Genomic DNA, 25,640 nt, shown 5'->3' on the forward strand with positions numbered 1-25,640 from the left:
TAACCCTATCTCCCCGTCGGGACACTCGTGTATCCCGGCGACATGATTCACCACACCCGTACGGGTGTTGACAACCCCTCACCGAATGAACGTGATTCCAGGGCGAGTTGGACAGCATAGGGGCGCACGATGAGCGAAGTACCGGTGGAGGGACGCCTGGTGGCAGGGCGTTATCGCCTCCTGGGCGCGCTGGGCGAGGGCCGCACGGGCGTCGTGTGGCAGGCCCGTGACGAGGCACTCGGACGTGAGGTCGCCGTGAAGGAGATCACGGTGACGGAGGCCGGGTCTCCCGCCGGAGCGGCGGCGGCCGGACTGCGGCAGCAGTACGCGGAACTGGAGCGGGCCGCCCGCACCGCGGGCCGGATCTCGCACCGCTCGGTGGCGGCCGTCCACGACGTGGTCACCGAGGACGGCCGGCCGTGGATCGTGATGGAGCTGGTGCGTGGTCTGGCCCTGTCGGACGTGCTGGCCGCGGAGGGGCCGCTGGCCCCGCAACGTGCCGCGCACATCGGGGCGGAGGTGCTCGCCGCGCTGCGGGCCGGGCATGTGGCGGGTGTGGTGCACGGCGATGTGAAGCCCGAACACGTGCTCATCGCCAACGACGGCCGCATCGTGCTGACCGACTTCGGGGTCGCGATGCCGGGAGCCGCTCGCGCATTCCCGGCTCCGGAAGTGGCGTTGGGGGGTGATGCGGTTCCCGAGTCGGACCTGTGGTCACTGGGGGCACTGCTGTACGCCGCCGTCGAGGGCCGTTCCCCCGCGGCCGGGCCGGAGGTGCGGCCGTCGGCCAGGGCAGGGACGCTGACACCGGTGCTCGCCGCCCTGCTGCGACAGGACCCGGCGGAGCGCATCCGGCCCGGGGAGGCCGAGCACCAACTGCGGCTGGCGAGCGCGGGCGGCGCCCCCGGGGCCGCGGCGGAAGCGCCAGGATCCTTGTCCAGGACGCCACTGGCGGACGATGGCGAGGCGTCCTCCCCGGCTCCGTCCGCCTCGCGGCGGCAGGAAGGGGAGGCGACGGTCACCGGCGCCGGACCCCAGGCCCGGCCTTCGGCCCCTTCCCGCCGGCCGGCCGCCGTGCTGGCCACCGGGGTGGTGCTGCTCCTGACGGCAGTGGCGGCTCTCCTCTGGGCCCTGACCCAGGCGCCGTCGTAGCAACGGCGGCAGGAGACCTCGAGGGTCCCGGGGTCTCCTGCGCGGTGAGCTTCTGATCAGGCGTGCGAGGTGAGGACGGGCAGATAGCCGCCGGACTGGCCGGCTGCCGTCGGATGGTAGGAATCGCCGATGTTGAGCCAGTTGACGCTGTGCAGCCAGGCGGCGCCCGAGCAGATCTCGTGCCCGGTGAATGCCGGGACGACATCCGCGAAGTCGTAGCCATGGTCGGCCGCGCGCTTCGCGATCGCCGCGTTCAGGTAGTCGGCCGCCCCGTTGATGGCGATCCGTTCGTTCTCGCTCAGACCGGCCGCACAGCTGCCGTTGAGCTTGTAGAAGCGGGGGTAGCCCAGGACGACGACCTGGGCGGCCGGAGCCCTGGTCCGGATGGCGTTGTACACCGAGTCGAGCTGTCCGGGCAGGGTGGAGTCGACGTAGGCGCGCGCCTGCGCGATCCGGCTGAGACAGCTTGATTCGGACTGGAGTACGCACGTCGTCATGACGTCGGAGAAGCCCGCGTCATTGCCACCGACGGTGATGGAGACCAGGTCGGTCGCGGAGGTGAGGGGACCGAGCTGACTGCCCGTGACATCACCCGTACGAGCGCCTGAGCAAGCGGTGAACGCGAACGACGAGAGTGAATGGGCGTTGGCCCAGAGCCTGGGGTAGGCCCTGGTGCTGCGCTTGCAGTTGCCACTTGTGCTGTCGTAGCTGCCGGCTCCCACCCCTGAGGAGTAGGAGTCGCCAAGGGCGACATAGTCCACGGATGGGGCCGTGGAGCCGGCCTGCGCCGGGCCCGCTCCGCTGAGAGCGAGGACGACGCCGAGGAGGAGTGACGATGAGAGTGCCGCGGCTCGGGACAGTTTCATGGAACCTCCCTTAGCAGGATCTCTGCCACAACTTTGGTAGCAGTCAGGACACTTCAGTGGAAGTGTCCATGCCAAGGAGTTTGCGAGGGATCTTCCTGTCCGGAGCCTTTTGCGAGGCAAGCGCGAGTTGTTGTCCACAACTGATCGGCCCGACCGACCGATTCAGAAAAGGGATCAAGGAAATCTGATCAGGACGTTCCGCATCTGATCGCTGATTCCGTAGGAAAGAAGCAAAAAAGCGGGGGCACAGCCCACCTCTTGCCATACAGTCCTAACCATCAATACCGTCGTACATCCACCCGCACCGGTCCATCATGCAAGCGGCTCAGGGGAGGGCTCTAGCGTCGCGATGGACCTGGGGAGGGTGCGGCAGGGGGGTGCCGCGTCCGGTTTCGTGCTCGATCCGACCGATCCGAGGCGTACCGCGCGGCCAGTGATGCCGGCTCAACCGACCAGCGCGGAGAGCCATTCCGTCATGGGCGGATGAGAAGAGAACCCCCTTTTCGAACCGGACACTCATCCGGACTGCCCGGGGGCGGGCGGTCCACCGGTGGAGAGAGGGAACAGACTCATGAGTTCAGTCCTGCACCCGGCGGCGCCGGGGCAAGATCCGATGAACGAAGTCAGCCGCATATCCGTCAGATACCGGCCCATCTCCTCGCATCTCGCGATCACCCCGCCCGTGAGCGTGGTGATCCCCGCCATGAACGAGGCGGAGAACCTTCCGTACGTCTTCAAGAGCCTGCCCGAGTGGATTCACGAGGTCGTTCTGGTGGACGGGAGTTCCACCGACGACACCGTCCGGGTCGCCCGTGAACTGTGGCCGGACGTCAAGGTCGTCCAGCAGCTCGGCAAGGGCAAGGGCGACGCCCTCATCAGCGGATTCGCCGCCTGCACCGGGGACATCATCGTGATGGTCGACGCCGACGGCTCCGCCGACGGATCGGAGATCGTCTCGTATGTCTCCGCCCTGGTCTCCGGCGCCGACTTCGCCAAGGGGTCCCGGTTCGCCAACGGTGGAGGCACCGACGACATGACCCCGCTGCGCAGACTCGGCAACAGAGTGCTGTGCGCCGTCGTCAACGCCAAGTTCGGAGCCCGCTACACCGACCTCTGCTACGGCTACAACGCCTTCTGGAGGCACTGCCTGGACGACATCACCCTCGACTGCACCGGATTCGAGATCGAGACGCTGATGAACATCCGCGTCGTCAAGGCCGGCCTTCGGGTGCAGGAGGTGCCGAGTCATGAGTTCCTGCGCATCCACGGCGCCAGCAATCTGCGCGCCGTACGGGACGGACTGCGGGTGCTCAAGGTCATCCTCCGGGAGAAGCGCGCGCACCGGGGCGCACGCGCGGTCGTGCGCCGCCACTCGGCACTGGGCGTCGGCATCCCCCGGGGAGAGGCTTCTTGAACGTCGCACGTGAGCTGCCCGACCGGCGTTTCTCGGTGGTGATCTGCGTCTACACCGAGGACCGCTGGGACGACATCCTGGCCGCCGTCGACTCGGTACGGCACCAGTCGCTGCGCGCCTTCGAGACACTCCTCGTGGTCGACCACAATCCGGCGCTGCTGGAACGGCTGCGAGAACAGTTCAAGGAGGAGGGACCCGGCTCCGGCCGGGACGGACAGGAGGTGCGGGTGCTCGCCAACGCGGGCCCCCGCGGCCTGTCCGCCGGACGCAACACCGGAATCGCGGCGGCGCGCGGCGAATTCGTGGCTTTCCTCGACGACGACGCGGTGGCCGAGCGCGACTGGCTGCGGTACTTCGCCGCGGGGTACGACGACTCGCGGGTGATGGCCGTCGGAGGGCGGACCGAGCCCGCCTGGGCATCGGGCGGCAGGCCGGCATGGTTCCCCGAGGAGTTCGACTGGGTCGTCGGCTGCACCTACCGGGGGCTGCCGTCCGGCAGGGTCCGGGTGCGCAACGTCCTGGGTGGCAACGCCTCCTTCCGTCGCAGCGCGTTCGACGCCGCGGGCGGCTTCGCCACCGGTATCGGGCGCGACGGCGACAAGCGGCCACTGGGGTGCGAGGAGACCGAACTGTGCATCCGGCTCGCCAGGGCCGTACCGGACGCGGTGCTGCTGATCGACGACCGGGCGGTCATCCACCACCGGGTGCCGGCCGGACGGGAACGGTTCGGCTACTTCCGTACCCGTACATATGCCGAAGGGCTCTCCAAAGCGCTCGTGGCCCGAAGCGTCGGTGCCGGCAAGGGGCTCGAGTCCGAGCGCCAGTACACCACCCGGGTGCTTCCTGCCGGTGTGGCGCGCGGACTGCGCGACGCGGTGCTCGGCCGGCGTGGCGGCGCGGGCCGAGCCTGCGCGATCGTCGCCGGAGTCGCGGTGGCGGCGGGCGGCTATGTCGTGGGGAGCATCCGCGCCCGCGGGGGCGCGGTGACGTTCTCGTCGGGGCCGATCGAGGGGGTGTCCGAATGAACCGGCCCGTGCCGATCCTCATGTACCACGCCGTCGGCCACCGGCCGGCCGCCGCCACCTACGGGCTGTCCGTCCACCCCGACGCCTTCGCCCGGCAGATGGCGGTGCTCGGCGCGCAGGGGTTCACCCCCCTGACCACCGCCGCTCTCGCCGGCGCCTGGCGGCCCGGCGGACCGCCGCTGCCGCCGCGGCCCGTGCTGATCACCTTCGACGACGGCTACGAGGGCGTGCACCGGCACGCCTTCCCCGTCCTCGCCGAGCACGGCTTCCCGGCCACCGTGTTCGTGTCGACCGGATGGCTGCGCGGCGCGTACGACGAGGGCGGGGCGCTCGACACCATGCTCGACTGGGACCAGGTGCGGGAACTGGCCGCCGCGGGCCTGGAGATCGGCGGCCACACCCACACCCACCCGCAGCTCGACCAACTGCCCGACGAACTCCTGCGGTACGAGGCGGCACGCTGCCGCGACATCGTCGCCGACGAGCTGGGGTCCGGACCGGTGTCGTTCGCCTACCCGTACGGCTACTCCGACCGCCGGGTCCGCCGCGCCGTGCGCGCGGCCGGCTTCACACAGTCGCTCGCCGTCGGCAACGCTCTCGCGGCGCGCCGGCAGGGTCCGTACGCCCTGCGGCGGCTCACCGTGCGCCGCACCACCGGCATCGAGGAGTTCGAACGGCTCGTCCACGGGTACGCCATCGCCCGCACCTTCGCGAGGGACCGGGCGCTCACCAAGGGATATGCGGTGGTGCGCCGGGCACGGCGGGCCGCGGCGCTGACGCGGCGGGCGGGAGTCTGAGCGCCGCGCCAAGGTCGCCGCACCGGACAAAACACCGTGCGGCGGCCCACCCCGTGCCCGATCATGGGCACATGGCTGCCAACCCTCAGGACGCTCTGCCGATCCGGCTCCACGTCGACGACAGCGATTCGCCGTCGGACGTCGTCGACGCGCTGTTCCTCGGCCGCTTCGCGACGGGCGAGCAACCGTACTCACACAGCACCAGCATCGATCGCGTCAAGGCCGGCGCGACACTTGTGCCGCCCGGGGCGTCCGTGCTGCGTTCCGCGCGCGACGACGACCGCAGCGCGACCCTCGCCGAGGGCGAGGGCTGGACGCTGCTGATCTCCCGTTGGAACCGCGGCGCGGACGTCACCGTCACGGCGGTCACCTCCGAGCTGGCCGAGAGGGTGCTGGGCCAGGCGACGCAGGACGCGGCCGACGAGCCGGCGCCTCAGCCCGAGAACGTCACCATGGGCTTCTGGTACGTCTCGCCGCGCCGCGGCCCGCACCGCACCACCCGGCAGATCGCCGCAGGGACCTGGGAGGAGGTGCGGCCCAACTACACGGCGCCGGTGGCCGATGCGATGGACCGGCTGATGAAAGTGACACCCGACGACATCGCGGGCCGCCTGCTGCTGCTCCACGGCCCGCCGGGCACCGGCAAGACCTCGGCACTGCGGACGCTGGCGCGCTCCTGGCGGGACTGGTGCCAGGTCGACTGCGTACTCGACCCGGAGCGGCTGTTCAACGACATCGGCTATCTGATGGACATCGCGATCGGCGAGGACGAGGGCACGTCCAAGGCACGCTGGCGGCTGCTTCTGCTGGAGGACTGCGACGAGCTGATCCGCGGCGAGGCACGCCATACCGCGGGCCAGGCGCTGTCCCGGCTGCTCAACCTGACGGACGGTTTGCTCGGCCAGGGCCGCAACGTGCTGGTGGGCGTCACGACCAACGAGGACCTGGAACGGCTCCACCCGGCGGTGGTCCGCCCGGGCCGCTGCCTGGCCCGTATCGAGGTGGGCCCGCTGACCCGCCACGAGGCGGTGTCCTGGCTGGGCACTGAGGAGGGTTTGGGCCGCGAGGGGGCGACGCTCGCGGAGCTGTTCGCACTGCGCCGCGGCACGACCCCCGCGTCGGTCCCGGCCCAGACGGCGGGGGCGGACGCGGGGCTGTATCTGTAGGCCCGCCACATGTGCAGGCCCGTCGCACCTGCCGGCCCCCGCCGCATCATGCAGCCCCGCCCCCTCACTTCCCGTACGCCGCCCGCAGCGCGTCGTCCACCGCCGACTGCGCGTCCGCACGGGTCAGGCCCAGGCGGTGGACCTGCTCCGCGAAGGCTGCCGCCGCCGCGGCCGCCTCGCGGGCCGCCGCATCGCCCGCCGCGGCGACGAAGGTGCCGTTGCGGCCGCGTGTCTCGATCACCCCGTCCGACTCCAGCGCGCGGTACGCCTTGGCCACCGTGTTGGCGGCGAGCCCCAGTTCCTCGGCGAGCCCCCGTACAGTCGGCAGCTTGTATCCGACAGGCAGCCGGCCCGAGCGCGCCTGCGCCGAGATCTGGGCACGCAGCTGTTCGTACGGCGCGGTCGCAGAGTCCGTGTCAATGACGATCTTCAGGGTCACGGCCCGATTCTCCCCCACCGCCCGGCGGGCCGCCGCAAAAAGGAGGGGCGGCCGTGGCGGGTCCGCGCGTAACGTGCCGCCCATGACCGTGCTCGTCCGTGACTTCCGTGCCCATGACGCCGACGACGCCGAGGCCGTGGCCCGGGTCCGCCGCGCCGCCATCCCCTTCGAGGTGACGACCCCCGCGTCCATCCTCTTCGGGGTGCGGACCGCCAACCCCGCCAAGAAGTACCGGCTGTTGATCGCCGAGCACGACGGCGAGATCGTCGGCACGGCCCACGTCGGCATCGCGTACGACAGCACCGAGCCCGGTCAGTCGTACGTCACCCCGCAGATCCACCCCGGCCACCGCGGCCGTGGCGCGGGGACACTGCTGCTGCGCACCGCCGAGGAGCATCTGGCGGCCCAGGGCGCGGCGAACGTGTACGCCTGGGTGATGGACGACCCCGAGTCCCGGGCCTTCGCCGAGAAGCGCGGCTACCGACCGACCCGTCCGGCCCACTTCCAGCGTCTTGACCTGGCGAACGGCACGCTGCCCCCGCTGCCGGAGCTGCCCGCGGGCGTCGAGCTGCGTACCGCCGCGGACTTCGAGGCCGATCCGCGGCCGATGTTCCATGCCGATGCCGAGGCCACGTCGGACGAGCCCGGCGACATCAGCATGGACTTCGACGACTACGACGACTGGATCCGCCACACCTGGAGCGACCCGCTGCTCGACCGTGAGCTCTCGACGGTCGTACTGGTGGACGACGAGGTCGCGGCCTTCACCGCGGCGCAGTCGGACGGCGGCACCCGCTACAGGTCCGGGATGACCGGAACGCTGCGCGCCCACCGCGGCCGGGGCCTGGCCAAGCTCGCCAAGACGGACTCGCTGCGGCGCGCCCGCGCGGCGGGCTACACGGACGCGTTCACCAGTAATGACGCCGACAACGGCCCCATGCTGGCCGTCAACGCATGGTTCGGCTACGAGATCTGCGCGACGGAGGTACGTCATGTCCACACGCTCGGTTGAGGTGATCCTGGTCAAGGCTGGCACGATCAAGATCCGCTACCCCGCCGAGCTGCTTGCGGACGACGGCACCCATCTGGTGGTCCGCGCGCCGTGGGCGGGCGAGGGTGCGCGCGATTTCGGTTTCGTACGCTTCGAGCCGGGCGATGTGTTCACCGAGCACTACTGGCGCGACCGGTGGTATGCGGTGAAGGAAGTGCGTACCGGCGAGGGCGTGTTGAAGGGCTGGTACTGCGACATCACCCGCCCCGCCGTACTCGATGCAGGCGCCCTGAGCGTCGAGGACCTGGACCTCGACCTGTGGGTGGCGGCGGACGGCGAGGAGATTTTGCGCCTGGACGAGGACGAGTTCGCCGAGAGCGGCCTCGCGGAGAGCGACCCGGTGGCGGCCGAGGAGGCCGAGCGCGCCCTCGATGACCTCGAACTCCTTGCCCGCCGAGGTGACTTCAACGACCTTCTCGGCTGACCGACAGCATCGGCGTCATCGCACGATTCGGTCCCCTCGGGTGCGTACAGCCGCGCCACCAGGGCGTACCGCTCGTCGCCCACGTCCCGCCCCCACAGGCCCGGCTCCCCCGAGAGCCGCTCGTGATCGACCCGGTCGGTGAGGGGCGCGAGTGCGGCGATGAGCCGCTCGGCCGGCAGCCCCATCCCGCCCCACACCCCCTCGGACCAGCACCAGGCGTCCGCCCGTCCGCAGCAGCGAGGCCCAGTGCCGCACAGCCGCCTCGGGATCGGGAAGCAGCCAGACGACATGGCGGGCCAGGACGACATCGAACCGGCGCTCCCCCACCGGCGGCCGGTCGGCCGGTCCCTCCAGAATCTCCGCGTGGGTCCCGGCGAGCTTGGCCCGAGCTCTTGCGGCCATCTGCGGGGAGAGGTCGACTCCGGTCACGCGGTGGCCCGCTTCGGCTGCGAGGAGCGCGAGGCTGCCCGTGCCGCACCCGAGGTCGAGCACGTCGGACGGCTCCTGAGGCAGCCACTGCGTCAGCCGGTCGGCCCAGGCCCGGCGCACACCGGGGTCGACCAGCCCATGGTCGGGCTCCTGGTCGAAGGTGTCCGCGGCCGCGTCCCAGTCGATCGTCGTCATGCCTGCGATCGTCGCAGCCGCCACCGACAACAGGTCGTCGCCGCCAGGTCGGTGACAGCCGTCCGCTCCCGCCCTGTCACCAGGGCGGGAGCGGACGGGCCTCACTCATGCCGGCCCCGCTACGACCGTCGCTCGACGACGGATGAGCAGCTTCTTCAGCCATGGCCAGGCCAGCAGGATCACGATCACGGCGTAAACGGTCACCGAGAAGGGTGTGTTGACGAGGCCGGTGACACTGCCGTCGCTGATCTGAAGCGCACGGCGCAGCTGCTGTTCGGCGGCCGGGCCGAGGATCACGCCGATCACCGCGGGCAGCACGGGCAGTCCGTAGCGCCGCATACCGAACCCGATCAGGCCGATGATCAGCAGGATCACCAGGTCGAGAGCGTCGCCGCCGACCGCGTACGCGCCGACCGCTGCGAAGAACAGGATGCCGGCGTAGAGGTACGGCCGCGGAATGCGGAGCAGTTTCGCCCAGACCGGGGCCAGCGGCAGGTTCAGGGCGAGCAGCAGCACCATGCCGACGAAGAGCGAGGCGATCAGGCCCCACACCAGGTCGGGCTCGCGCTCGAAGAGCAGCGGACCGGGCTGGATGCCGTACTGCTGGAAGGCGGCGAGCATCACGGCCGCGACGGCGGTCGTGGGCAGGCCCAGCGTCAGCATCGAGACGAGCGTGCCAGCTGCCGAGGCCGAGGCCGCCGACTCGGGTCCGGCGACGCCCTCGATGGCGCCCTTGCCGAACTCCTCCTTGTGCTTCGACAGCCGCTTCTCGGTGACGTACGACAGGAAGGTCGGGATCTCCGCGCCGCCGGCCGGGATCGCGCCGAACGGGAAACCGATGACGGGTCCGCGCAGCCACGCCTTCCAGGTGCGCCTCACGTCGGACCGCGCGAGCCAGGGCCTGCCGACGGGGATCGGTTCGCCGCTGCCGCGCCGCAGATGGGCGGCCACCCACAGCGCCTCGCCGATGGCGAACAGCCCGACCGCGACGATGACGACGTCGATGCCGTCGGCGAGCTGCAGCGAACCGAAGGTGAGGCGCTGCTGGCCGGTCATCTGGTCCAGGCCGACCAGACCGAGGGTGAGGCCGATCAGCAGGGAGGCGAGTCCGCGGATGCGTGAGGAGCCGAGCACCGAGGTGACGGCTATGAAGGCCAGCACCATGATGGCGAAGTAGTCGGGTGCGCCGATGTCCACCGCCAGTTCGGCGACGGTCGGGGCGAGGACGACCAGCAGGAGCGTGCCGATCATGCCGCCGGCGAAGTGACCGACAGCGGCCGCGGCCAGCGCCTGGGCGCCCCGGCCGGCCTTGGCCATGGGATTGCCTTCCATGGCCGCGACCACGGCCGCGCTCTCGCCGGGCGTGTTCAGCAGGATCGAGGTGGTGGATCCGCCGAACATCGCGCCGTAGTAGATGCCGGCGAACATGATGAACGCGCCTGTCGGCGCCAGCCCGTACGTCACCGGCAGCAGCAGCGCCACCGCCATGGCGGGCCCGATGCCGGGCAGTACACCGATCGCCGTGCCCAGCAGCACACCCATCGCGGCCCAGAGCAGGTTGACCGGCGTCAGGGCGGTGCCGAACCCGTCGATCAGGGAGTTGAGAGAGTCCATCACGACAGCACTCCCATCAGCGGGCCGCCGGGCAGCGGCACGCCCAGCAGGTTGTCGAACACGAAGTAGGTCACCAGCGCGAGGACCGCGGCGATCAGCGGGTCACGGTGGTGGTGACGGCTGCCGAGAGCCAAGGCTGCGCCCCAGAAGAGCAGCGCTCCGGCGACGGGGAAGCCGACCGGGCCGATGAGCACGGCGAACGCGAGGAAGACACCCGCGAGCATGAGCACGGTGCGCCAGTCGCTCGGCTCGCTGAGGTCGATGTCCTCGCCGCTCTCCGATTCACCGCGGCCGCCGCGCAGCACGTCGACGGCGAGCAGTACGGCTGCGACCAGCAGACCGATGCCCACGACGACAGGAACGGTCCGCGGTCCGACGGGTCCGCGCTGGGTGATGTCCACGTTCATCGTCAGTGCATCGGTCAGGACGAGCACGCCGATGACGAACAGCAGGACGCTGACGCCGAGTTCGGAGTGTTCGCGCAGCCACGAGCGACGGCTCTGTGTGACGGGCGTGACGGGGGTGCTCACAGTCCCAGCTCCTTCAGTACCGAGTCGACGCGCTTGTCCTGCTCGTCGAGGAAGTCACCGAACGGGTCACCGGTGAGGAAGGCGTCGTCCCAGCCGTTCTTCTTCAGCGACTCCTCCCACTGCGGGGAGTCGTGGAGTTCGGTGACGAGGCCGACGAGCTTGTCGCGCTCGGCGTCGGACAGACCGGGCGGGGCGACGATGCCCCGCCAGTTGGTGAAGTCGGTGTCGAGTCCGGCCTCGCGCAGGGTGGGGGCGTCCAGTCCCGGGACCCGCTTCGGGCCGGTGACGGCCAGCACCCGCAGCTCCCCGGACCTGATCTGGTCGAGGTACTCGCCGACGCCGGAGACACCGAAGGCGACCTTGTTGCCCAGGATGGAGGCGAGCAGCTCGCCGCCGCCGTCGAAGGGGATGTAGTTGACGCTCTTCGGCGCGATCCCGGCAGCCTCCGCCATCAGCATGGGCGCGAGATGGTCGGGCCCGCCGGGCGAGGAGCCGCCGCCGACCGGGAGCTTTCCGGGGTCCTTCGTCCAGGCGGTGAGCAGGTCCTGGATCGTCCTGTACGGGGAGTCCTTGGAGACGACCACGATGTCCTGCTCCTCGGTGAGCCGGGCGATCGGTGTGGTGTCGGCGAGGGTCTTGGGCGACTTGTTGGTGTGTACGGCGCCGACGACGCCCAGGCCCATGGACATGGCGAGCCTGCCGTTGCCGTGCTCGCCGACAAGGCGGGTCAGGCCGACGGTGCCGCCGGCACCCGGCAGGTTGAACACCTCGATGTTGTGGGTGAGTTCGGCATCCTCGGCGTTCTTGGCGGCCGTACGGGCGGTGATGTCGTAGCCGCCGCCGGGCGTGTTGGGGACCATGAACCGCAGGCCGGGAATCTGCGTACCGGTGCCCGCGCCGCTGCCCGCGCTGAGCAGCAGCGGTCCCACGAGAACCAGCACGGCCGCCCCCAGCAGGGCGAGGGGAGTGCGCAATCGCAACGGAGCCGCCTTTCGATCGAGCGGTGGGGTGTGAAGTGGCCCACATGTTGCCTGCGCGTTAAGAAGCTGTCTCTCTTCCGGAATCAACGGACGTTGTGGTCCTTGTGGTCGCGGCCTAGCGTGACGGCGTGACGAATGTGCTGGTGGTCGACGACGACTTCATGGTCGCCAAGCTGCACAGCCGCTATGTGTCCGCGACGGAGGGGTTCAGGGTCGTCGGCGTGGCCCACAACGGCGCCGAGGCGCTGCGCGCCGCCGAGCGGCTGCGGCCCGACCTTGTCCTGCTCGACGTCTATCTGCCCGACATGGACGGGATCAGCGTGCTGCGCGAGCTGCGGGCGGCCGAGGAGCGCGACGAGCGCCGGGGGAGCGCGGACGCCCTGATCATCACGGCCGCCCGTGACGCGGCGATCGTCCGTTCCGCCCTGCGGGCGGGGGCACTGCACTATCTGATCAAGCCCTTCAACCAGGCGGCGCTGCAGGAGCAGCTGCGGCACATCGCGTCACTGCGCTCGCGGCTCGACCGGCTGGACGAGGCGCGCCAGGAGGACGTCGACCAGATCTTCGGCACCCGCCCGCCGGGCTCGCGGGAGCTGCCGAAGGGCCTGGCCGCGCACACGGCGGAACTGGTGGAACGGATCCTGCGGGAGCACCCGGGCGATCTGTCGGCCTCGGAGTGCGCGCAGGCGGGCTCCCTGTCGCGGGTGAGCGCACGCCGCTATCTGGAGTACTTCGTGGAGACGGGCCGCGTGGCGGTGACGCTGCGCTACGGCGGTACGGGCCGCCCGGAGCGCCGCTACCGCCGCATCGGCTGAGGCGGGGCGAAGGCGCCCAGATGGACCCGATCGCCTTCGAAGCCTTCGTCAATGCCGCGGTGACGCAGCACCGGCAGACACAGCACGGCATCATGGCGGCCCTCACCGAGGGGTTCGTCGCCACGGTGCTGGCCCTCGCGGTGGGCGCGGGCGTCCCCGTGCACTGGACACCCGTGGTCACGGCGCCGGGCGACAGACTCCGGGACGTACAGGTCCCGACGCGCCGAGCAGGGGCCGCTGGGGCCGACGAGCGGGCATGGGCGGCCGCTTCCGCAGAAAGCACGGGAGCTGGACCGCCTCATGGCACGGTAACCGACGTGTGCCCCAGCCGAGCACGGACGTCTGAGGGCCCGTTGTGAACGGGGCACAGTGACAGAGCGAGCTGCTACTTTCCGCGCCACTACAGCAGTGATGGGGAGGGGGAGCCGTCATGGGGGCCTCTGAGTGGGACTACTACGTGCCGCACCAGGGAGATTTGGGCGCGGCACTGGACGAGCTGCGGCGCAGGGTCTTCGAGGCCGGGGACTACTGGTGGGTGTACGGCCCTGGCTGGGCGCCCACCGGACTGAACGAGGACCGGCCGCGCACGCTCGAAGAGATGTGGGACGACGACTTGGTACAGGAGATGGGCACACACTCGATCTTGGATGTCTTCCGGGTGCTCGGCCCTGACGAGGATCCGGCCTCTGCCGGCCATCGGACCGTGCAACCGGTCTCAGCCGAAGAGGCGTTCCAGCACCTCGGAACGTCGAAGCTGACGCGAGCGCATGTGGCCCGGTTCGACGTCTTTCCCCGCTGGCGGTGGTTCGGCCGTTGCGCAATCCTGCACGACGCCCATGGCCGGCCCCAGGAGATCTACTTCTGGGGCCATTCAGGGGACTGACAGCAACTGACCCCCCGGGCCCGGAGCGCAAGGCTGACCAAGGCGCCACCCCACGCCTTGGTCAGAGGCAGCGTTTTACCCCGCCCCCATCGGGCGAGGGCGATTTGTCCGTCACAGTCAGTCGGCGGGCCAACACGCGGGTGATGCTGCCGTCATCCTCTTCGATGTCCCGGACATACTCGAAACCGATTCTGTCCAGCAGGGTCAGTGAGGCCTCGTTCTGTGCAGCTACAGTGGCGTGCACTTTGGTCAGTCCGAGGGTGCCGAAGCCATAGGCGACGATCGCCTCTGCCAGCTCGGTCCCCAGGCCGGACCCCCATGCCGCCGGCGCCAGAGCGTAGATGATCTCGTGGCCTCCGACGACGTCGGTCGGCTTGATCTCGGCATGCCCGACCAGGAGTCCGTTCCGACGAACGGCCCAGACATCGAACAGGTCCTGGGCATAGACCTTCGTGAAGATCCGCCCGAACAGGGCCCGGTCTGCTGCTTCGGAAGCGGGGCCCTCACCCATCCACTGCGACACCGTGGTGTCCTGGAACAGAGCGACGAAGCCCTCTTCGTCCTCGGGGATGTACGGCTCCAGGAGCAGCCGCTCGGTGCGCAGAGTCGGGGTCACGGACGGCGACGCTACCCACGCGACATCCAGGCGGCAATCCACTTTCACCTGCGCGGATATCGCCCTTCTCGTCGCCGTCTCGCCACTCGGCGACGGAATCCATGGCCGGCCGATGTCCAGCGGGGCGCTCGGCGACAGATGGGTATCAGGGCCGCTGGACGCTGGTGGCGGGGAACACGGCGGTCTGGGCGACGATGCGTCGCGCCGCCGCGCCTGCCCCTCCATGCCTACGCCACCAGGACCCGCGTCGAGCAAGATCAGGGGGGCACTCGGACACATTGCGGGCAGGGGGACCAGGTCTGGTGTCAACGGCGGTGGTCACTCACGGCCGGGCCGCCGCTCGAGCAGCCGGTCCCTATGGCTGATCGCCTCGCGCAAGGCCGCCGGCACTGCCCCTTGCAGCGGGTGCGCGCCGCAGCGCCGTCATGTGTCCTGTGAACGCGGGGCATGGAGGACACTGATCGTATGGCCCTACCCAAAACGCATCATTGCTCGGCTTGCTCGGACGGTGCCGCGACGGGCACAGTCCTTCACGAAGACATCGTCGTCGGAGCACCGCTGTCCATGGAGGATCTCACCGACGCGCAGCGCCTCGACCGGTTCGCCCGCAAGTACGCCCACGACGGTTGCCAGGTCAGAGAAGTCCGGCGGGTCCCGCACGACAGTTTGAGCGGCTACGCCTGGTCCGTTCGTTTCACCGAGAATCCGTGACATGCGGATTCACCGGGAAACGTGCGGCCTGCCTGAGGGCGGCGGGTGACACCCCCATGTCACGCTCTTCGCGCACTGACATCCACAGCTGACTGTGGGGATGTCGATGGCGCCGCCCGAGGGGCCTGACCCGCCATCTGACGGACACATGCGGTCCTGATGATGATGTGTCGGCCGTCTCGGGCGGTGCCGCTCTGCACGCGGCCGGTGGTCGGCGGCGTCGACACCCACACCGAATTCCACCAGGCCGCCCTGGTCGAGTCCATCGGCCGGTGGTGCTCCACGGCAGAGCCCCTGGTCACCGCGTATCCAGGTATTGCAGTGATGCTCGAACCGGTGAGATCGCTGGGGGCCCCTAGTGGTCAATTCCAAGGGGTCAGTGATCGAACGGAGTGAGCGAGCGGAGGGCGTCTTGTCCGGTGCGGTCGTTGTGCCAGATCGCGGCGGTGAGCGCGAGTATTCGCTGCATGACGCGGGTGAGGACACCGCGGGGTGTGCATCCCCGGTGTCGTTCGAGGTCGAGCTGCCCCTTGAAGGTCTCGTTGATCGACTCGATGACCTGCCGTAACGGCTTGAACAGGGATCCGCCAGGCCGCTGCGGTTCGCCCTTGCGCGTGGGCGTAGCAACTCCATTCCCTGCTGGGCAAGTTCGCGTTCGAAGTCGCGGCCGAAGTAGTTCTTGTCTGCGATCGGTGTCTGGCCGGCTCGGGCGGCGAGGGCGGCTCGATTCCCACGGCCGGCCGCCACGGCGCCAGATCCGGACGCTCCCTCAGCAGGTCGTCGGTCGTCGCATAGAGTGCCGTCGCGAGGGCGTCCAGGTTGTTCGTCACAAAACGATCTTGGACGCCCTCGTTCTCGTCTCCGCGGGCACCCCTTGAAAATGATCATCCAGTGAGTCCTACCGGTCACCGGTACACCAGAAAGGATCGTGGCATGTCCAGCGACCGTCTCATGCGCATCCACAGCGCCGAGTTCCAGGCCATGGCCGAGAGGGTCCTGCGGGTCACCGAGCTCACCTCCCGCCTGAACGTCCTGCCTTTCGAGGACGAAGCGGGCAAGGCGGAACTGTTCGAACAGATCCTCGGCAAGCCACTGCCACCGAGAGTCACGATCTATCCGCCCTTCTACACGGACCACGGCCTCCACCTCGACCTCGCCGAGCGCGTGTTCATCAACCAGAACTGCACGTTCCTGGACTACGCCGGCATCCGGCTCGGCGAGCGCGTGATGATCGGCCCGAAGGTCACGTTCATCACCAACGGCCACCCGGTCGATCCCGAGGAGCGGCGGTTGTACCTCACCGGCGCACCCATCGACGTCGCGGAGAACGTGTGGATCGGTGCCGGTGCCACAATCCTGCCCGGCGTCAGCATTGGCCGTGATGCCGTGGTCGCCGCTGGCGCGGTCGTGGCCGATGACGTTCCGCCGGCAAGCCTGGTGACCAGTAGTAAGGCAACCTTGCACCGACGGTGGTGAAGTCCTCTCCGGGGCCACGCCGAGCCCCCGACTACGGGCAGTCATCAACCCATTGGAAGCCTGGCGCCCCTCCCCGAGGCAACTGGATCCAGTCCAGGGGGCAAGACACCCTCCGCTCGCTCACCCCGTACGATCACTGACCCCTTGGAATTGATCATCTAGCCCCCGCGGAGGAGTCCCGCTGTCGAGAAGCCGCCCGACCAGCCGTCGCCTCGTCCTCATCGACGTCGGACGTACAGCAGCGCAGTACCGAACCGCAGCAGCCGCCCCCGTCCGGTAGCGCCACTCCATGGCCGTGAAGCGGCCGGTACGACCGACGCCGGCCGATCCGGCTTGAGCTACAGATCAAGAGGTCAAGCTACGCTCCAAGGCGGAGGCCAGGGCACTTCACGGAGAGCCCCCATCTCGGCTATCCGCAGACTTCGTCGAGCACTCCGGTAGTACTCGGCGCGCGCAGTCCTGTAGGCGCTGAACGCAGCGGCCCAGGATGCCTGGTCGCCAGCCAGTTGGCCGCGGGCGAGCCATTCCAAATGCCAGATACACAGGTTCACTTCACGCACCGCCTCAGCAGTCTCCGCATTGCTCAGGAGGCTGATGGGCTCCACCATGGCCGAGCGCCGGCTTTCGGCGGCAGCGGCCTTCTCCAGCACGTCGTCTGCTGGGGCAAGGGGTGCCGGATGGTCAGTCAGGCCACGATGGGCAGCCAGGCGCTGATAGTAGTGAGCGCACTCCCTCACGGCGTGACCGTAGTCGCTGTATGCCTGAAGAAGGCTGCCGTCCCATCGAGTTGCTTCTTCCCTGCGCCATCGGTTCCGCTCCGCGAGCGCTCCGACGAGGTAGGACATCACCCCACCGATGACCACGCCCAGCAGCGCCACCAGTTGACCTACGAGTCCGCTCACATGCCCCCCTGCCGGCTAGGTAGACCCTACCTACCCACGCGGACTGATCCACCGGCCCCGCTCGACAGCCGCCCGACGGGCGCAAGACCTTCGCCTGGACCGACCACCACGACCTGCTGACCGTCGCCCACCGGCAGCTCGGCAGTCCGATCGTGCTGGTCCGGGACAACGTGAACGCCCATCTGGCTTCCGGTATCCGGCAGTTCCTCGCCGACCGGGACTGGCTGACCGTATACCCGCTTCCGCCCTACGCCCCCGATCTCAAACCCGGTCGAAGGTGTCCGGTCTCTGCTGCGACGCGGTTGACCGGTACCTGGGCAGCGTGAACGACGACGGCAGTGTCGACTGCTGGAGCGCCTACGGAGACCTTCGCCAGGCGCTCCGAGGTCTGTAGCCGTGGAGACTCCCGCACCGGATGCGCACCAGAACAGGCGGTGCACCACGGTCAACGGCGGTCGCACCGGCTCAGAGTCTCAGCTGAGAGTAGCCACGTACACCGCCTTGCAGCCCGCCCCCACGTTTCGGTCGAACCCACGGACACACCAGGCTGATGCACACGGGCCGACCCGCGAGTTCCCGCTGAACAAGCTTCAGTTTCAGTTTCGCTGAACCCACGGGACTCCCGGCTCAGGGCTCCTCCCCCGACCCCAGCCGCAAGGTAGCCACCGTGCCGTGCCGCCCTGCTTCCCCCGCTCGCCGTCTCGTTGGGGCAAACGGCTCGACCCGGAGCTCCCGGCCTGCGTGCTGCGCGTCGGTGCTCAGCGCGGGCAAAGACGGCGGCCCGCTCGTCAGCCGGCCCAGCGCCCCGAGAAGAAGGTGAGAGCGAAGACGGTCGTCAGGGGTGTGGCGAGACATAGGTAGATGGTCTTGAACCATGGTTTGCGCAGACTCCACGAGGCGAGGGCGATCCACAGGGGCCACCACAGGAGGGTGGCGCGGGGGATGGACATGTACCAGTAGGAAGTGCCCAGGGCCCACAGGCTGAGGCCGATGTAGAAGGCCTCGTGCCAGCGGTGTTGTCGGATGAGCAGACCGAACAGGAGGAGCCCGACGAGCATGGCGAGGAGTTCGGCCTGAAACATGAAGGCGTATCCGGTGGTCTGGGTGTGGGCGAAGGCGACGTGCCAGGTGTTGCACCAGGCTTCCCAGGGGGCGTGGAAGGTGCGGTACCAGCCGCGTTCCTGGGCGTGGTTCCACGCCAACCAGTCGCCGGTGTACGCGTGCAGGTACCAGATGTAGAGGGCCGCAGTCAGGCCGGGCAGTGCCAGCCAGGGCAGCGGGCGCCAGTCCCGGCGGGTGCGGGCGGAGAGGGCGAAGTGCAGGACGATGGCCGCGGCAAGGAAGAGGCCGCTGACGCGCACGGCCGTGGCCAGGGCGGTCAAGGTGGCGGCGAGGGGCCAGTTGTGCCGACGGGCGGCGAGCCAGGCCGGCAGGGCCAGGGCGAGGAAGAGCGCCTCGGTGTAGCCGACGGCCAGGAAGATCGCGCACGGTGAGAGCAGGAAGAACAGGACGCTGCGCCGACCTGCTCTCGCATCGGGCAGGTGCAGCCGGGCGATTCGGGCCAACGCCAGGACGGCGACAGCCCCGGCGGCGAAGGAGATCAGCAGCCCGGCCACGGTCCAGTGCGGGATGACGGTGTGGACGGCGCGCAGGAGGAGCGGGAAGCCGGGGAAGAAGGCTTCGCGGTTGTCCCAGCCTTTCTGCCAGGGTCCTGCGTGTCCGGGGAAGTAGCCGTCGCGCGCTATGTGCAGGTAGTGGGTCCAGTCCCACTGCTGAGATGCCGCGAGGACGGAGCCGGCATCACGGGTCTTGCCGTCGGTGGGAAACAGCCACCTGGTGCAGTAGGCGGTGGTCCAGATGCCTATTCGGGTCAGCAGGTACAGCCCCAGCACGTCACGGTCGGCTGGACGCAGCGGGAAGGCCAGGCAGCCGGAGACAGCTCGTGAGCGGCGTGGACCGGACCTGCCTCCTGCCCGACGGCGCGGGGAAGGCCGCTCATGCGTCGCATCACGCGGCATGGGGCCAGGCGCGCTCTCGCGCAGCCTGGGCGGCAAAAGTGGCATAGAGGACTCTCTTGGGTGTGTGGAGACGTGCGGCACCTCCCGGCGGCGGCACGCCGGGTCACCGTGTGAGCGGAAATCAGGGTGCTGTGGTGCCGACCCCTTGGACCGGGAACTGCGTCGAGGTGGCTGAGGCGCCCCCCGTCGGGACGGGATCGGTCGGGATGCCTGAGATTTCAGTCGTGCTGCGGCCAGAGGGTGCCCCGGTCGACGGCGGCCTGGTGGTCAGCGCGGGTGACGGCCTGCTGGGAGAGGGGCTGGTGGCCGGGGCGATGGAGGGCCGCTCGCCCGGCAGGAGCATGGCTGTGGCCGCACCGCCGCAGGCGAGGACCAGGCATGCCCCCGCCGTGAGCGCGGCAATGCGGCGCCGGTGCGCCCGCTTACCGCGTTCGACAACGTGCGCGAGCGGCGCAGTAGTCGCGTTGGCCCGCCCGGCGTCGGCCGCTTGCTGGAACAGGGACCGCAGCGGGTCGTGGGACTCAGGCACCCGAGGCCTCCTCAATGCGCGGGTCCTGCAGGCGATGAGCGAGCGACGTCCGTCCGCGGACCAGGTGCGTCTTGACGGTGCTGGCGGACACACCGGTCTCAGTGGCGATCTGCTCGACGGTGAGGTCGCACAGGTAGTACAGGGTCATCGTGCGGCGCTGCTGGGCGGGCAGTTCTCGCATCGCCTCCACCAGTACAACCTGCTCCGGGCCGGGGCCCTCGGTATGGGGCGGGGCGCCACGGCGCTCCCAGGCTTCCGCCGTACGCCGCCGGAAGCGCCACCGGCTCACGGCAAGACGCCAGGCAACCGTGCGGATCCACGCCTCGGGCCGACCGTCGCGGTCCAACTGTCTTCTCCGGCTCCAGCCCTTGGCGAATGCCTCCTGCACGACGTCCTGCGCCTCCTGCAGGTCGCCGAGCATCACGTACAACTGCCCCGTGAGCCGCGCGACCGTCTGGGCGTAGAACTCTTCGAACTCCTTGACGGTCAATAGTCACTCCCGGATCTCTCGCTTCACCGGGCATACGAACGCCACAGGACTTCCGGTCGACCCGGGCCGGCGAAAAAGCTGAGTGATGCTCATCACGGAACCAGACATGGCGGACACGCGTCCTCCCCCGACTGCCTCGGCCCCGGTCCAACCCTGTCGTTCCGGAACATCGGACAGTTGTTGCTGCTGGCCAACTCCCTTGTCGACCCTGGGGACTTCGACGACTGGGGGGCGTCAACACGGCCCCCTACCGAGTTGGCTGGTCAGGAGCCGTTCATCTGCGGTGGGTGTGGGATTTGAACCCACGGTGATATCGCTGCCACGACGGTTTTCAAGTCGCTTGGGGTGTTGGCCTCCCCATGGCTGCCGGTCCGCATCTACGCCGCGCTGCGGCGAGCAGGCGGGAGTCAGGCATCGCCGCGCAGTCCATTCAGGATGCCGGCGGCGCACGAAGGGCTCACCCTGTCCCGGACAAGAACGTAGGGAAGATTGATGACCAGTGGTTCGTGCCACCGAGGTTGACCAGCCGAGGTGCTGGTGTGTCAGGGGCAGGGGTTGTGGGTTTGCGGAGGCCTGCGCTTGGCCCGGCCTTGAGGGGACCTGTTGCCGTCGCGGGCGGGTCTCACGTCTCCGTTCGCCGGGTTGACCCGTGGTGGTCGCAGCGGCGACGGAATATCGCGCGGTACTCCCTCGGCCGCTGGCCCGTGTGTCTGGCAAAGATGCCGCTGAATGCCCCAGGGTCGCAGTACCCGACGTCGGCGGCGATGCTTGCGACGGTCCTGTCGGTGGTCTCCAGCAGGTGTCTGGCTCGACGCACCCGCACCGTCTGCAGGTACGCGAGTGGCGTCTCGCCGGCTTCGTCGCCGAAGCGACGGAGCATGGTTCTCGTGCTTACGTGGAACTCCTGGGCGAGGGTGGGCAGGTCATAGCGAGCACTGAGGTTCTGGTCGAGCCACCGCTTGACGCTGAGCGAGAACTCCCTGCCCACAGTAGGTATGAGCCCCGAGTCGACATAGGGAGCCTGCGTGGAACGTGCATCATCAACAAGCGCGATACGCGCGGTGCTACGGGCGACGCGGGGGCCGTCGTGCTCCCGGATGAACTGCAGCGCGAAGTCGTACATGGCACTGAAGGCCGCTGTGGTCGTCACCCCCCGGTCGGTCACGACCAAGCTCTCCGGGCGGAGGCGCACGTCGGCGTACCGGCGGGCGAACCGATCCGCGAACAACCAGGACGTGGTCGCTTCGCGCCCGCCGAGCAGCCCGGCTTCAGCGACCAGGAAGGCGCCCGCAGATCGATACGACAGCGGTCCCCGAGGCCGCCTGCGATCGAATCGACGCTACTTCCGGTCCCAGGTTTGCGAGTGTCGCGTCGAGATCGAGCGTGGGCGAAAGCTCGAAGCCCGGCACGATCAGGACGTCTACCGGGCGAACCGCCGAGACGTCGAGGACCGAGCCGCCGGACGCGATCACACGCCGCCGGGGCGAGATGACCGACGCCTCGTAGGCCGGCTGAAGCGACCCTTGCGCCGCGGCGACGTGAGTGGCCATCGCCAGGAGGTCGGGGACTCCGAATACCTCCGACGCGAAGCAGCCAGGGTAGGCCAGCACACCAACTCGCAGCGGACTCATGCGGCCCCTCCGACGCCTTTGAACGGGTGGCGATATTACCGGGATACGTGGCGATGCCGCCGCTTCTCAGGAGGGCGGCCCCTCGTCATCATCTCGGTCATGACAATCATGCGAGGACAGAGCGACCCCTTGGACGACTTCTCGCGGAGAGCCGTCGGCGTCGATGACGTCGACAAGACCGTGTACGTTGCCGGGTCAGGACCGGCAGTCATCCTCATGCCCGAGATGCCGGGTATCAGCCCCGACGTTGCGCGGTTCGCGCGTTGGGTGCGTGATGCCGGCTTCTCCGTGTACATGCCCTCTCTTTTCGGCGTCGACGGTGCCTATCCGCTCGCCGAGGCACGCGAGACCATCGTTCGACGCGCATGCGTCAGCGCCGAGTTCCGAGCGTTTGCCGGTGGCGGCACCAGCCCGGTCGTCACATGGCTGCGCGGCCTCGCTCGCCTGGCGCACGCCGAGCGTGGCGGGCCTGGCGTCGGCGCCGTCGGTCTGTGTTTCACCGGCAACTTTGCCTTGACCATGGCGCTCGAACCCGCTGTCATCGCACCAGTGGTCAACCATCCGTCGCTTCCGCTCGACGACCCCGGCGGTCTGGAGATCAGCGACGAAGACGCTGCTGCCGTGGCTGAACGCGTGGCGCGAGACGGATTGAAGGTTCTCGCCTACCGCTTCGACAACGACAGGTGGTGCACCGGCCGGCGGTTCGCCGCTTACCGAGCGCTGCTCGGGGACGCGTTCGACGGCCGCGTACTCGAATCCGAGACGGCGAACACGAACCCTCCGCCCTTCTTCCGTGACGTCGTCGGTTGCGCCCACAGCGTCGTCACGGCACACCTCGTCGACCAGGACGGTCACCCCACCATGCAGGCCCGGAACGAGATCATCGCCTTCCTGGCCGAGCGGCTCGGGACGCGGCCGGAATGAGCCCTTGGCGCTCCGGCACCTTACGATGCGACGGAGCGCCGCCGCTTCCACCTGGCTCTCCATCTCCAGGAGCAGGTAGCCGTAGGACTTGAGCAGCTCTGTCGCTGCGCGTTGTGCCCGCATGGCGGCAGTGTGCAAGGCGGCCGACACAACGGCGCGGCGCGCGATGAGGCCAGGTGTGGCCAGTGCTGTGGCCGCATAGCTTCGCCGGGTCGGGAAGGGCATCCGCTGGGGCCTGGCCGCGCTGAAGTCGATCCACGCCGCCCGAGTGGTTATGCCATGGAGCCCCGAGCAGGGTTTCCCGCGGCACCGTCGCGCCAGGGATCAGGTCGTCTTGGTCTGGCCGCCGTCGATGAGGAATTCGGCGCCTGTGATGTTCGCTGCGCGGGGCGAGGCCAGGAAGAGCGCGAGGTTGGCGACCTCGTGAGGTTCGGTGAAGCGTCCCGTGGTGATGCCCATCTGCTGGGGCACCACCACGTCCATGGCCTCCTGGGCAGTGGTCCCTGCGCTGGCCGCCACGGCCTCGGCGAAGCCGCCGGGGGCGGTCCAGAACGGGGTGCGGACCGGTCCCGGAGCGATGGCGTTCACCCGTACGCCGCGCGGCGCAAACTCCTCCGACAGCGCCTTGGTAAGGCTGGTCAGCGCGGCCTTGGCCGCCGAGTAGTCCACCACCGTGGGGAAGGGCAGCCGGGCGTTGATGGAACTGATGTTGACGACCGCGCCTCCGCCGTCCGCGAGCAGGTGGGGCAGCGCGGCGCGGCTGGCGCGGACGGCGCTGAAGAAGTTCAGGTCGAAGCCCCGCTGCCACTGTGCGTCGTCGATGGCGAGGAAATCGGTGCGGGGCTCGGTGGCTCCGACGTTGTTGACCAGGACGTCGATCCTGCTATGGCGTTCCATCGCCGCCTGGATCAGTGCATCCACGCCTTCGCCGGTAGCCAGATCGCCGGCGACGAAGGCCACGTCATACGTCTCGAGCAACGCGGCCAGCTCAAGGGTCTCGGAACGGCTGCCGGCGACCACACGCACGCCCTCACGCAGGAACGCCTCGGTGATGGCCAGGCCGATGCCCTTGCTGGCGCCGGTGACGACGGCGACTTTGTCGGTGAGCTCCAGATCCATCGGCACGCACTCCTGTGTGAACTCGGCATGGACTTTTCTCATGAATCAGATATTCATGGGCAATTGTGGGCGTCGGATCCCATGCGCCCTCGCAGGCACGCCGTGCCCTGCTGTCGGGGTGTGAGACCACTGTCAGCTGCGGTCGGTCCGCGACTGATCCTCTGGCCTTGGACATCGCCTCGACGTGCACCTGATCTGCGACAACGCCTCCACACACAAGACGCCGGCGATCCAGAAGTGGCTACTGGCCCACCCGCGGTTCCGGAGCGGGTGCAGGCGTGCAGGGGGAAGGGTGAATTGCTCACCGCGTCACCTGAGAGCGCATCCATCCTGGTTGATCACGCCGCGGTGAACCGTTCGGCGGCATCCCAGAGTTCACCTTCGCGCCGTGGGTCGTAGGACTCCAGCGACGAGCGGCCCACACTGCTGCGGTCGACGTAGGAGCCGGTCGGCGCCTGGGTCGTGCCGAGGACGACGTCGGCAAGGTAACGGCCCGCGGCGTTGCGACTGGTGGCGAACGGCGTGAGGGTCATCACCGGCAGGATGCGCCGCATCGCGAACCGGGAGACGGGTCCTGCGTTGCGGGCGAGACCGGTGCCGGGGACGAAGCCCGGGTTGTAGGCGACGGCGTCGATTCCGGTCGGCAGGCGGCGCGCGTACTCGTGCACGAGGTAGATGGCGGCCAGCTTGCTCGTCGAGTACGCGGTGCGCCCGGCGACCGCGGTGGCCGGCTTAGGGAAGGCGCAAGTGCGGGCGAGGACGTCCGGGGACTTCCAGGCCGGGCCGGGCACCATACCCATGTTGTGCTTGAAGTCGCCGAAGTGGGTGTCGCTGGAGGTGATCACGATTCGGGCGGGAGCGGCTAAGCGGTCCTGGAGCAGGCGGACGAACAGGTGGTTGGCGAGCACGTTGACCGTGAAGGTGGACTCGAACCCGTCGGGTCCCTCGGTGAGGGCGTTCGTGTACTGGATGCCCGCGTTGCCCACAAAGCCGCGCAGCGGCGGGAGTTCTCCCTGGTCGAGCCGGTCGCGGATCTCGGTGGCGGCCGTGCGGACGCTCTTCAGCGAGCCGAGGTCCGCCGAGACCTGCGAGACCGCGTGTCCGCCCGCGCCGAGCTCCGCAGCCGACCGTGTGCCGGAGGAGCCGCGTGCGACGACGAGGAGGTGCACGTTCGGCGACTGGCGCAGGATGTACTCCGCGGCGATGCGGCCGATCCCGCGGCTCGCGCCCGTCATCACGATGGTGTGCTTCATGGGAGGCTCCTTCACTGGGATCAGCCGATGGCGTCCGGCTCGGGCACATCTCCACGCTCGCCGCTTGCACCACCGCCAACCAGTGCCGCGCCCGTCACTAGGGCCTGTGTGAGGTTGTGATCAGTTGTTGGGTTCTGCCTCCTTCATGGGTGGAACCCGGTAGGAATTTGCCGTGACGCGCAAGCAACTCA

At 69.2% G+C, this 25,640-nt stretch carries 27 protein-coding genes and 3 pseudogenes; 14 read left to right on the plus strand and 16 right to left on the minus strand.

The window, feature by feature from the left end; translation table 11 throughout:
* Nucleotides 1-129 precede the first annotated feature (129 nt).
* Nucleotides 130-1,152, plus strand: coding sequence for a serine/threonine-protein kinase (locus tag ACFYWI_RS34010; RefSeq protein ID WP_389239637.1), 1,023 nt, complete (start codon nucleotides 130-132; stop codon nucleotides 1,150-1,152).
* 56 nt (nucleotides 1,153-1,208) lie between these two features.
* Here ACFYWI_RS34010 and ACFYWI_RS34015 read toward each other — a convergent pair whose 3' ends face one another.
* Nucleotides 1,209-2,018 carry an SGNH/GDSL hydrolase family protein gene (locus tag ACFYWI_RS34015; protein WP_389239638.1) on the minus strand — a complete coding sequence of 270 codons (810 nt, stop codon included), beginning with the start codon at nucleotides 2,016-2,018 and terminating at the stop codon, nucleotides 1,209-1,211.
* A gap of 571 nt (nucleotides 2,019-2,589) precedes the next feature.
* Between ACFYWI_RS34015 and ACFYWI_RS34020 the strand changes: the two genes are divergently transcribed.
* The 4 genes from ACFYWI_RS34020 (at nucleotide 2,590) to ACFYWI_RS34035 (ending at nucleotide 6,420) form a co-directional block, all read left to right on the plus strand.
* Nucleotides 2,590-3,432, plus strand: coding sequence for a glycosyltransferase family 2 protein (locus tag ACFYWI_RS34020; RefSeq protein ID WP_389239639.1), 843 nt, complete (start codon nucleotides 2,590-2,592; stop codon nucleotides 3,430-3,432).
* Nucleotides 3,429-4,457, plus strand: a complete 1,029-nt coding sequence (locus tag ACFYWI_RS34025) for a glycosyltransferase family 2 protein (protein WP_389239640.1) — start codon at nucleotides 3,429-3,431, stop codon at nucleotides 4,455-4,457. Before ACFYWI_RS34020 ends, ACFYWI_RS34025 begins: the two co-directional genes overlap by 4 nt.
* Nucleotides 4,454-5,254, plus strand: coding sequence for a polysaccharide deacetylase family protein (locus ACFYWI_RS34030; RefSeq protein ID WP_389239641.1), 801 nt, complete (start codon nucleotides 4,454-4,456; stop codon nucleotides 5,252-5,254). The genes ACFYWI_RS34025 and ACFYWI_RS34030 overlap by 4 nt, the downstream gene beginning before the upstream one ends.
* Before the next feature lie 71 nt (nucleotides 5,255-5,325).
* Nucleotides 5,326-6,420, plus strand: coding sequence for a DUF5925 domain-containing protein (locus ACFYWI_RS34035; RefSeq protein WP_389239642.1), 1,095 nt, complete (start codon nucleotides 5,326-5,328; stop codon nucleotides 6,418-6,420).
* A gap of 64 nt (nucleotides 6,421-6,484) precedes the next feature.
* Here the strand turns inward: ACFYWI_RS34035 and ACFYWI_RS34040 are convergent, their stop codons facing one another.
* Complete coding sequence (locus ACFYWI_RS34040) at nucleotides 6,485-6,859, minus strand: GntR family transcriptional regulator (RefSeq protein ID WP_389239643.1); 375 nt, start codon at nucleotides 6,857-6,859, stop codon at nucleotides 6,485-6,487.
* A gap of 82 nt (nucleotides 6,860-6,941) precedes the next feature.
* Between ACFYWI_RS34040 and ACFYWI_RS34045 the strand changes: the two genes are divergently transcribed.
* Both ACFYWI_RS34045 and ACFYWI_RS34050 read left to right on the plus strand, forming a co-directional pair.
* A complete protein-coding gene (locus ACFYWI_RS34045; protein ID WP_389239644.1) occupies nucleotides 6,942-7,871 on the plus strand; it encodes a GNAT family N-acetyltransferase in 930 nt (309 codons plus the stop codon).
* The gene (locus tag ACFYWI_RS34050; protein ID WP_389239645.1) at nucleotides 7,852-8,334 is read left to right on the plus strand and encodes a DUF402 domain-containing protein; all 483 of its coding nucleotides are present in this window, start codon (nucleotides 7,852-7,854) and stop codon (nucleotides 8,332-8,334) included. Before ACFYWI_RS34045 ends, ACFYWI_RS34050 begins: the two co-directional genes overlap by 20 nt.
* Nucleotides 8,335-8,372: 38 nt before the next feature.
* Here the strand turns inward: ACFYWI_RS34050 and ACFYWI_RS34055 are convergent.
* The 4 genes and pseudogenes from ACFYWI_RS34055 to ACFYWI_RS34070 form a co-directional block, all read right to left on the minus strand.
* Nucleotides 8,373-8,958 (minus strand): annotated as a pseudogene (locus ACFYWI_RS34055) (class I SAM-dependent methyltransferase); the annotation flags it as partial.
* Between the two features lie 105 nt (nucleotides 8,959-9,063).
* Nucleotides 9,064-10,572 (minus strand): tripartite tricarboxylate transporter permease, encoded by a 1,509-nt coding sequence (locus tag ACFYWI_RS34060; RefSeq protein ID WP_389239646.1) that lies wholly within the window; start codon nucleotides 10,570-10,572, stop codon nucleotides 9,064-9,066.
* Nucleotides 10,572-11,102, minus strand: a complete 531-nt coding sequence (locus tag ACFYWI_RS34065) for a tripartite tricarboxylate transporter TctB family protein (protein ID WP_389239647.1) — start codon at nucleotides 11,100-11,102, stop codon at nucleotides 10,572-10,574. Before ACFYWI_RS34065 ends, ACFYWI_RS34060 begins: the two co-directional genes overlap by 1 nt.
* Nucleotides 11,099-12,082, minus strand: coding sequence for a Bug family tripartite tricarboxylate transporter substrate binding protein (locus tag ACFYWI_RS34070; RefSeq protein ID WP_389239648.1), 984 nt, complete (start codon nucleotides 12,080-12,082; stop codon nucleotides 11,099-11,101). Before ACFYWI_RS34070 ends, ACFYWI_RS34065 begins: the two co-directional genes overlap by 4 nt.
* Nucleotides 12,083-12,219: 137 nt before the next feature.
* Between ACFYWI_RS34070 and ACFYWI_RS34075 the strand changes: the two genes are divergently transcribed.
* From ACFYWI_RS34075 to ACFYWI_RS34085, 3 genes are all read left to right on the plus strand, one after another.
* Complete coding sequence (locus tag ACFYWI_RS34075; RefSeq protein WP_389239665.1) at nucleotides 12,220-12,897, plus strand: response regulator; 678 nt, start codon at nucleotides 12,220-12,222, stop codon at nucleotides 12,895-12,897.
* Nucleotides 12,898-12,917: 20 nt separating this feature from the next.
* Nucleotides 12,918-13,256, plus strand: coding sequence for a DUF6086 family protein (locus ACFYWI_RS34080; RefSeq protein WP_389239649.1), 339 nt, complete (start codon nucleotides 12,918-12,920; stop codon nucleotides 13,254-13,256).
* Nucleotides 13,257-13,327: 71 nt separating this feature from the next.
* Nucleotides 13,328-13,780, plus strand: a complete 453-nt coding sequence (locus tag ACFYWI_RS34085; protein ID WP_389239650.1) for a hypothetical protein — start codon at nucleotides 13,328-13,330, stop codon at nucleotides 13,778-13,780.
* Nucleotides 13,781-13,841: 61 nt separating this feature from the next.
* On the opposite strand, the gene ACFYWI_RS34090 is transcribed toward ACFYWI_RS34085, so the two are convergent.
* Complete coding sequence (locus ACFYWI_RS34090) at nucleotides 13,842-14,396, minus strand: GNAT family N-acetyltransferase (protein WP_389239651.1); 555 nt, start codon at nucleotides 14,394-14,396, stop codon at nucleotides 13,842-13,844.
* Between the two features lie 564 nt (nucleotides 14,397-14,960).
* Between ACFYWI_RS34090 and ACFYWI_RS34095 the strand changes: the two genes are divergently transcribed.
* A complete protein-coding gene (locus ACFYWI_RS34095; RefSeq protein WP_389239652.1) occupies nucleotides 14,961-15,107 on the plus strand; it encodes a hypothetical protein in 147 nt (48 codons plus the stop codon).
* A 376-nt stretch (nucleotides 15,108-15,483) separates the two neighbouring features.
* Here ACFYWI_RS34095 and ACFYWI_RS34100 read toward each other — a convergent pair.
* A pseudogene (locus ACFYWI_RS34100) lies at nucleotides 15,484-15,821 on the minus strand (IS982 family transposase); the annotation flags it as partial.
* A gap of 219 nt (nucleotides 15,822-16,040) precedes the next feature.
* Between ACFYWI_RS34100 and ACFYWI_RS34105 the strand changes: the two are divergent.
* On the plus strand, nucleotides 16,041-16,583 hold the full coding sequence (locus ACFYWI_RS34105; protein ID WP_389239653.1) for a DapH/DapD/GlmU-related protein: 543 nt from the start codon (nucleotides 16,041-16,043) through the stop codon (nucleotides 16,581-16,583).
* A 353-nt stretch (nucleotides 16,584-16,936) separates the two neighbouring features.
* On the opposite strand, the gene ACFYWI_RS34110 is transcribed toward ACFYWI_RS34105, so the two are convergent.
* Nucleotides 16,937-17,485 (minus strand): hypothetical protein, encoded by a 549-nt coding sequence (locus ACFYWI_RS34110; protein ID WP_389239654.1) that lies wholly within the window; start codon nucleotides 17,483-17,485, stop codon nucleotides 16,937-16,939.
* 74 nt (nucleotides 17,486-17,559) lie between these two features.
* On the opposite strand from ACFYWI_RS34110, the pseudogene ACFYWI_RS34115 reads away from it, so the two are divergent.
* Nucleotides 17,560-17,788, plus strand: a pseudogene (locus ACFYWI_RS34115) (transposase); the annotation flags it as partial.
* 485 nt (nucleotides 17,789-18,273) lie between these two features.
* On the opposite strand, the gene ACFYWI_RS34120 reads toward ACFYWI_RS34115, so the two are convergent.
* The 5 genes from ACFYWI_RS34120 to ACFYWI_RS34140 form a co-directional block, all read right to left on the minus strand.
* On the minus strand, nucleotides 18,274-19,548 hold the full coding sequence (locus ACFYWI_RS34120) for a mannosyltransferase family protein (protein ID WP_389239655.1): 1,275 nt from the start codon (nucleotides 19,546-19,548) through the stop codon (nucleotides 18,274-18,276).
* 76 nt (nucleotides 19,549-19,624) lie between these two features.
* Nucleotides 19,625-20,032 carry a hypothetical protein gene (locus ACFYWI_RS34125; RefSeq protein WP_389239656.1) on the minus strand — a complete coding sequence of 136 codons (408 nt, stop codon included), beginning with the start codon at nucleotides 20,030-20,032 and terminating at the stop codon, nucleotides 19,625-19,627.
* On the minus strand, nucleotides 20,025-20,522 hold the full coding sequence (locus ACFYWI_RS34130; RefSeq protein ID WP_389239657.1) for a SigE family RNA polymerase sigma factor: 498 nt from the start codon (nucleotides 20,520-20,522) through the stop codon (nucleotides 20,025-20,027). The genes ACFYWI_RS34125 and ACFYWI_RS34130 overlap by 8 nt, the downstream gene beginning before the upstream one ends.
* A gap of 622 nt (nucleotides 20,523-21,144) precedes the next feature.
* Complete coding sequence (locus ACFYWI_RS34135; RefSeq protein ID WP_389239658.1) at nucleotides 21,145-21,750, minus strand: GlxA family transcriptional regulator; 606 nt, start codon at nucleotides 21,748-21,750, stop codon at nucleotides 21,145-21,147.
* Between the two features lie 40 nt (nucleotides 21,751-21,790).
* Nucleotides 21,791-22,072 (minus strand): hypothetical protein, encoded by a 282-nt coding sequence (locus ACFYWI_RS34140; RefSeq protein WP_389239659.1) that lies wholly within the window; start codon nucleotides 22,070-22,072, stop codon nucleotides 21,791-21,793.
* A gap of 210 nt (nucleotides 22,073-22,282) precedes the next feature.
* Between ACFYWI_RS34140 and ACFYWI_RS34145 the strand changes: the two genes are divergently transcribed.
* Nucleotides 22,283-23,077, plus strand: a complete 795-nt coding sequence (locus ACFYWI_RS34145; protein WP_389239660.1) for a dienelactone hydrolase family protein — start codon at nucleotides 22,283-22,285, stop codon at nucleotides 23,075-23,077.
* Between the two features lie 324 nt (nucleotides 23,078-23,401).
* Here ACFYWI_RS34145 and ACFYWI_RS34150 read toward each other — a convergent pair whose 3' ends face one another.
* Nucleotides 23,402-24,196 (minus strand): oxidoreductase, encoded by a 795-nt coding sequence (locus ACFYWI_RS34150; RefSeq protein ID WP_389239666.1) that lies wholly within the window; start codon nucleotides 24,194-24,196, stop codon nucleotides 23,402-23,404.
* A 338-nt stretch (nucleotides 24,197-24,534) separates the two neighbouring features.
* On the minus strand, nucleotides 24,535-25,449 hold the full coding sequence (locus ACFYWI_RS34155) for an SDR family NAD(P)-dependent oxidoreductase (RefSeq protein WP_389239661.1): 915 nt from the start codon (nucleotides 25,447-25,449) through the stop codon (nucleotides 24,535-24,537).
* Between the last annotated feature and the right edge of the window lie 191 nt (nucleotides 25,450-25,640).

Source organism: Streptomyces sp. NPDC002889 (genome assembly GCF_042888425.1).
GTDB lineage: Bacteria > Actinomycetota > Actinomycetes > Streptomycetales > Streptomycetaceae > Streptomyces.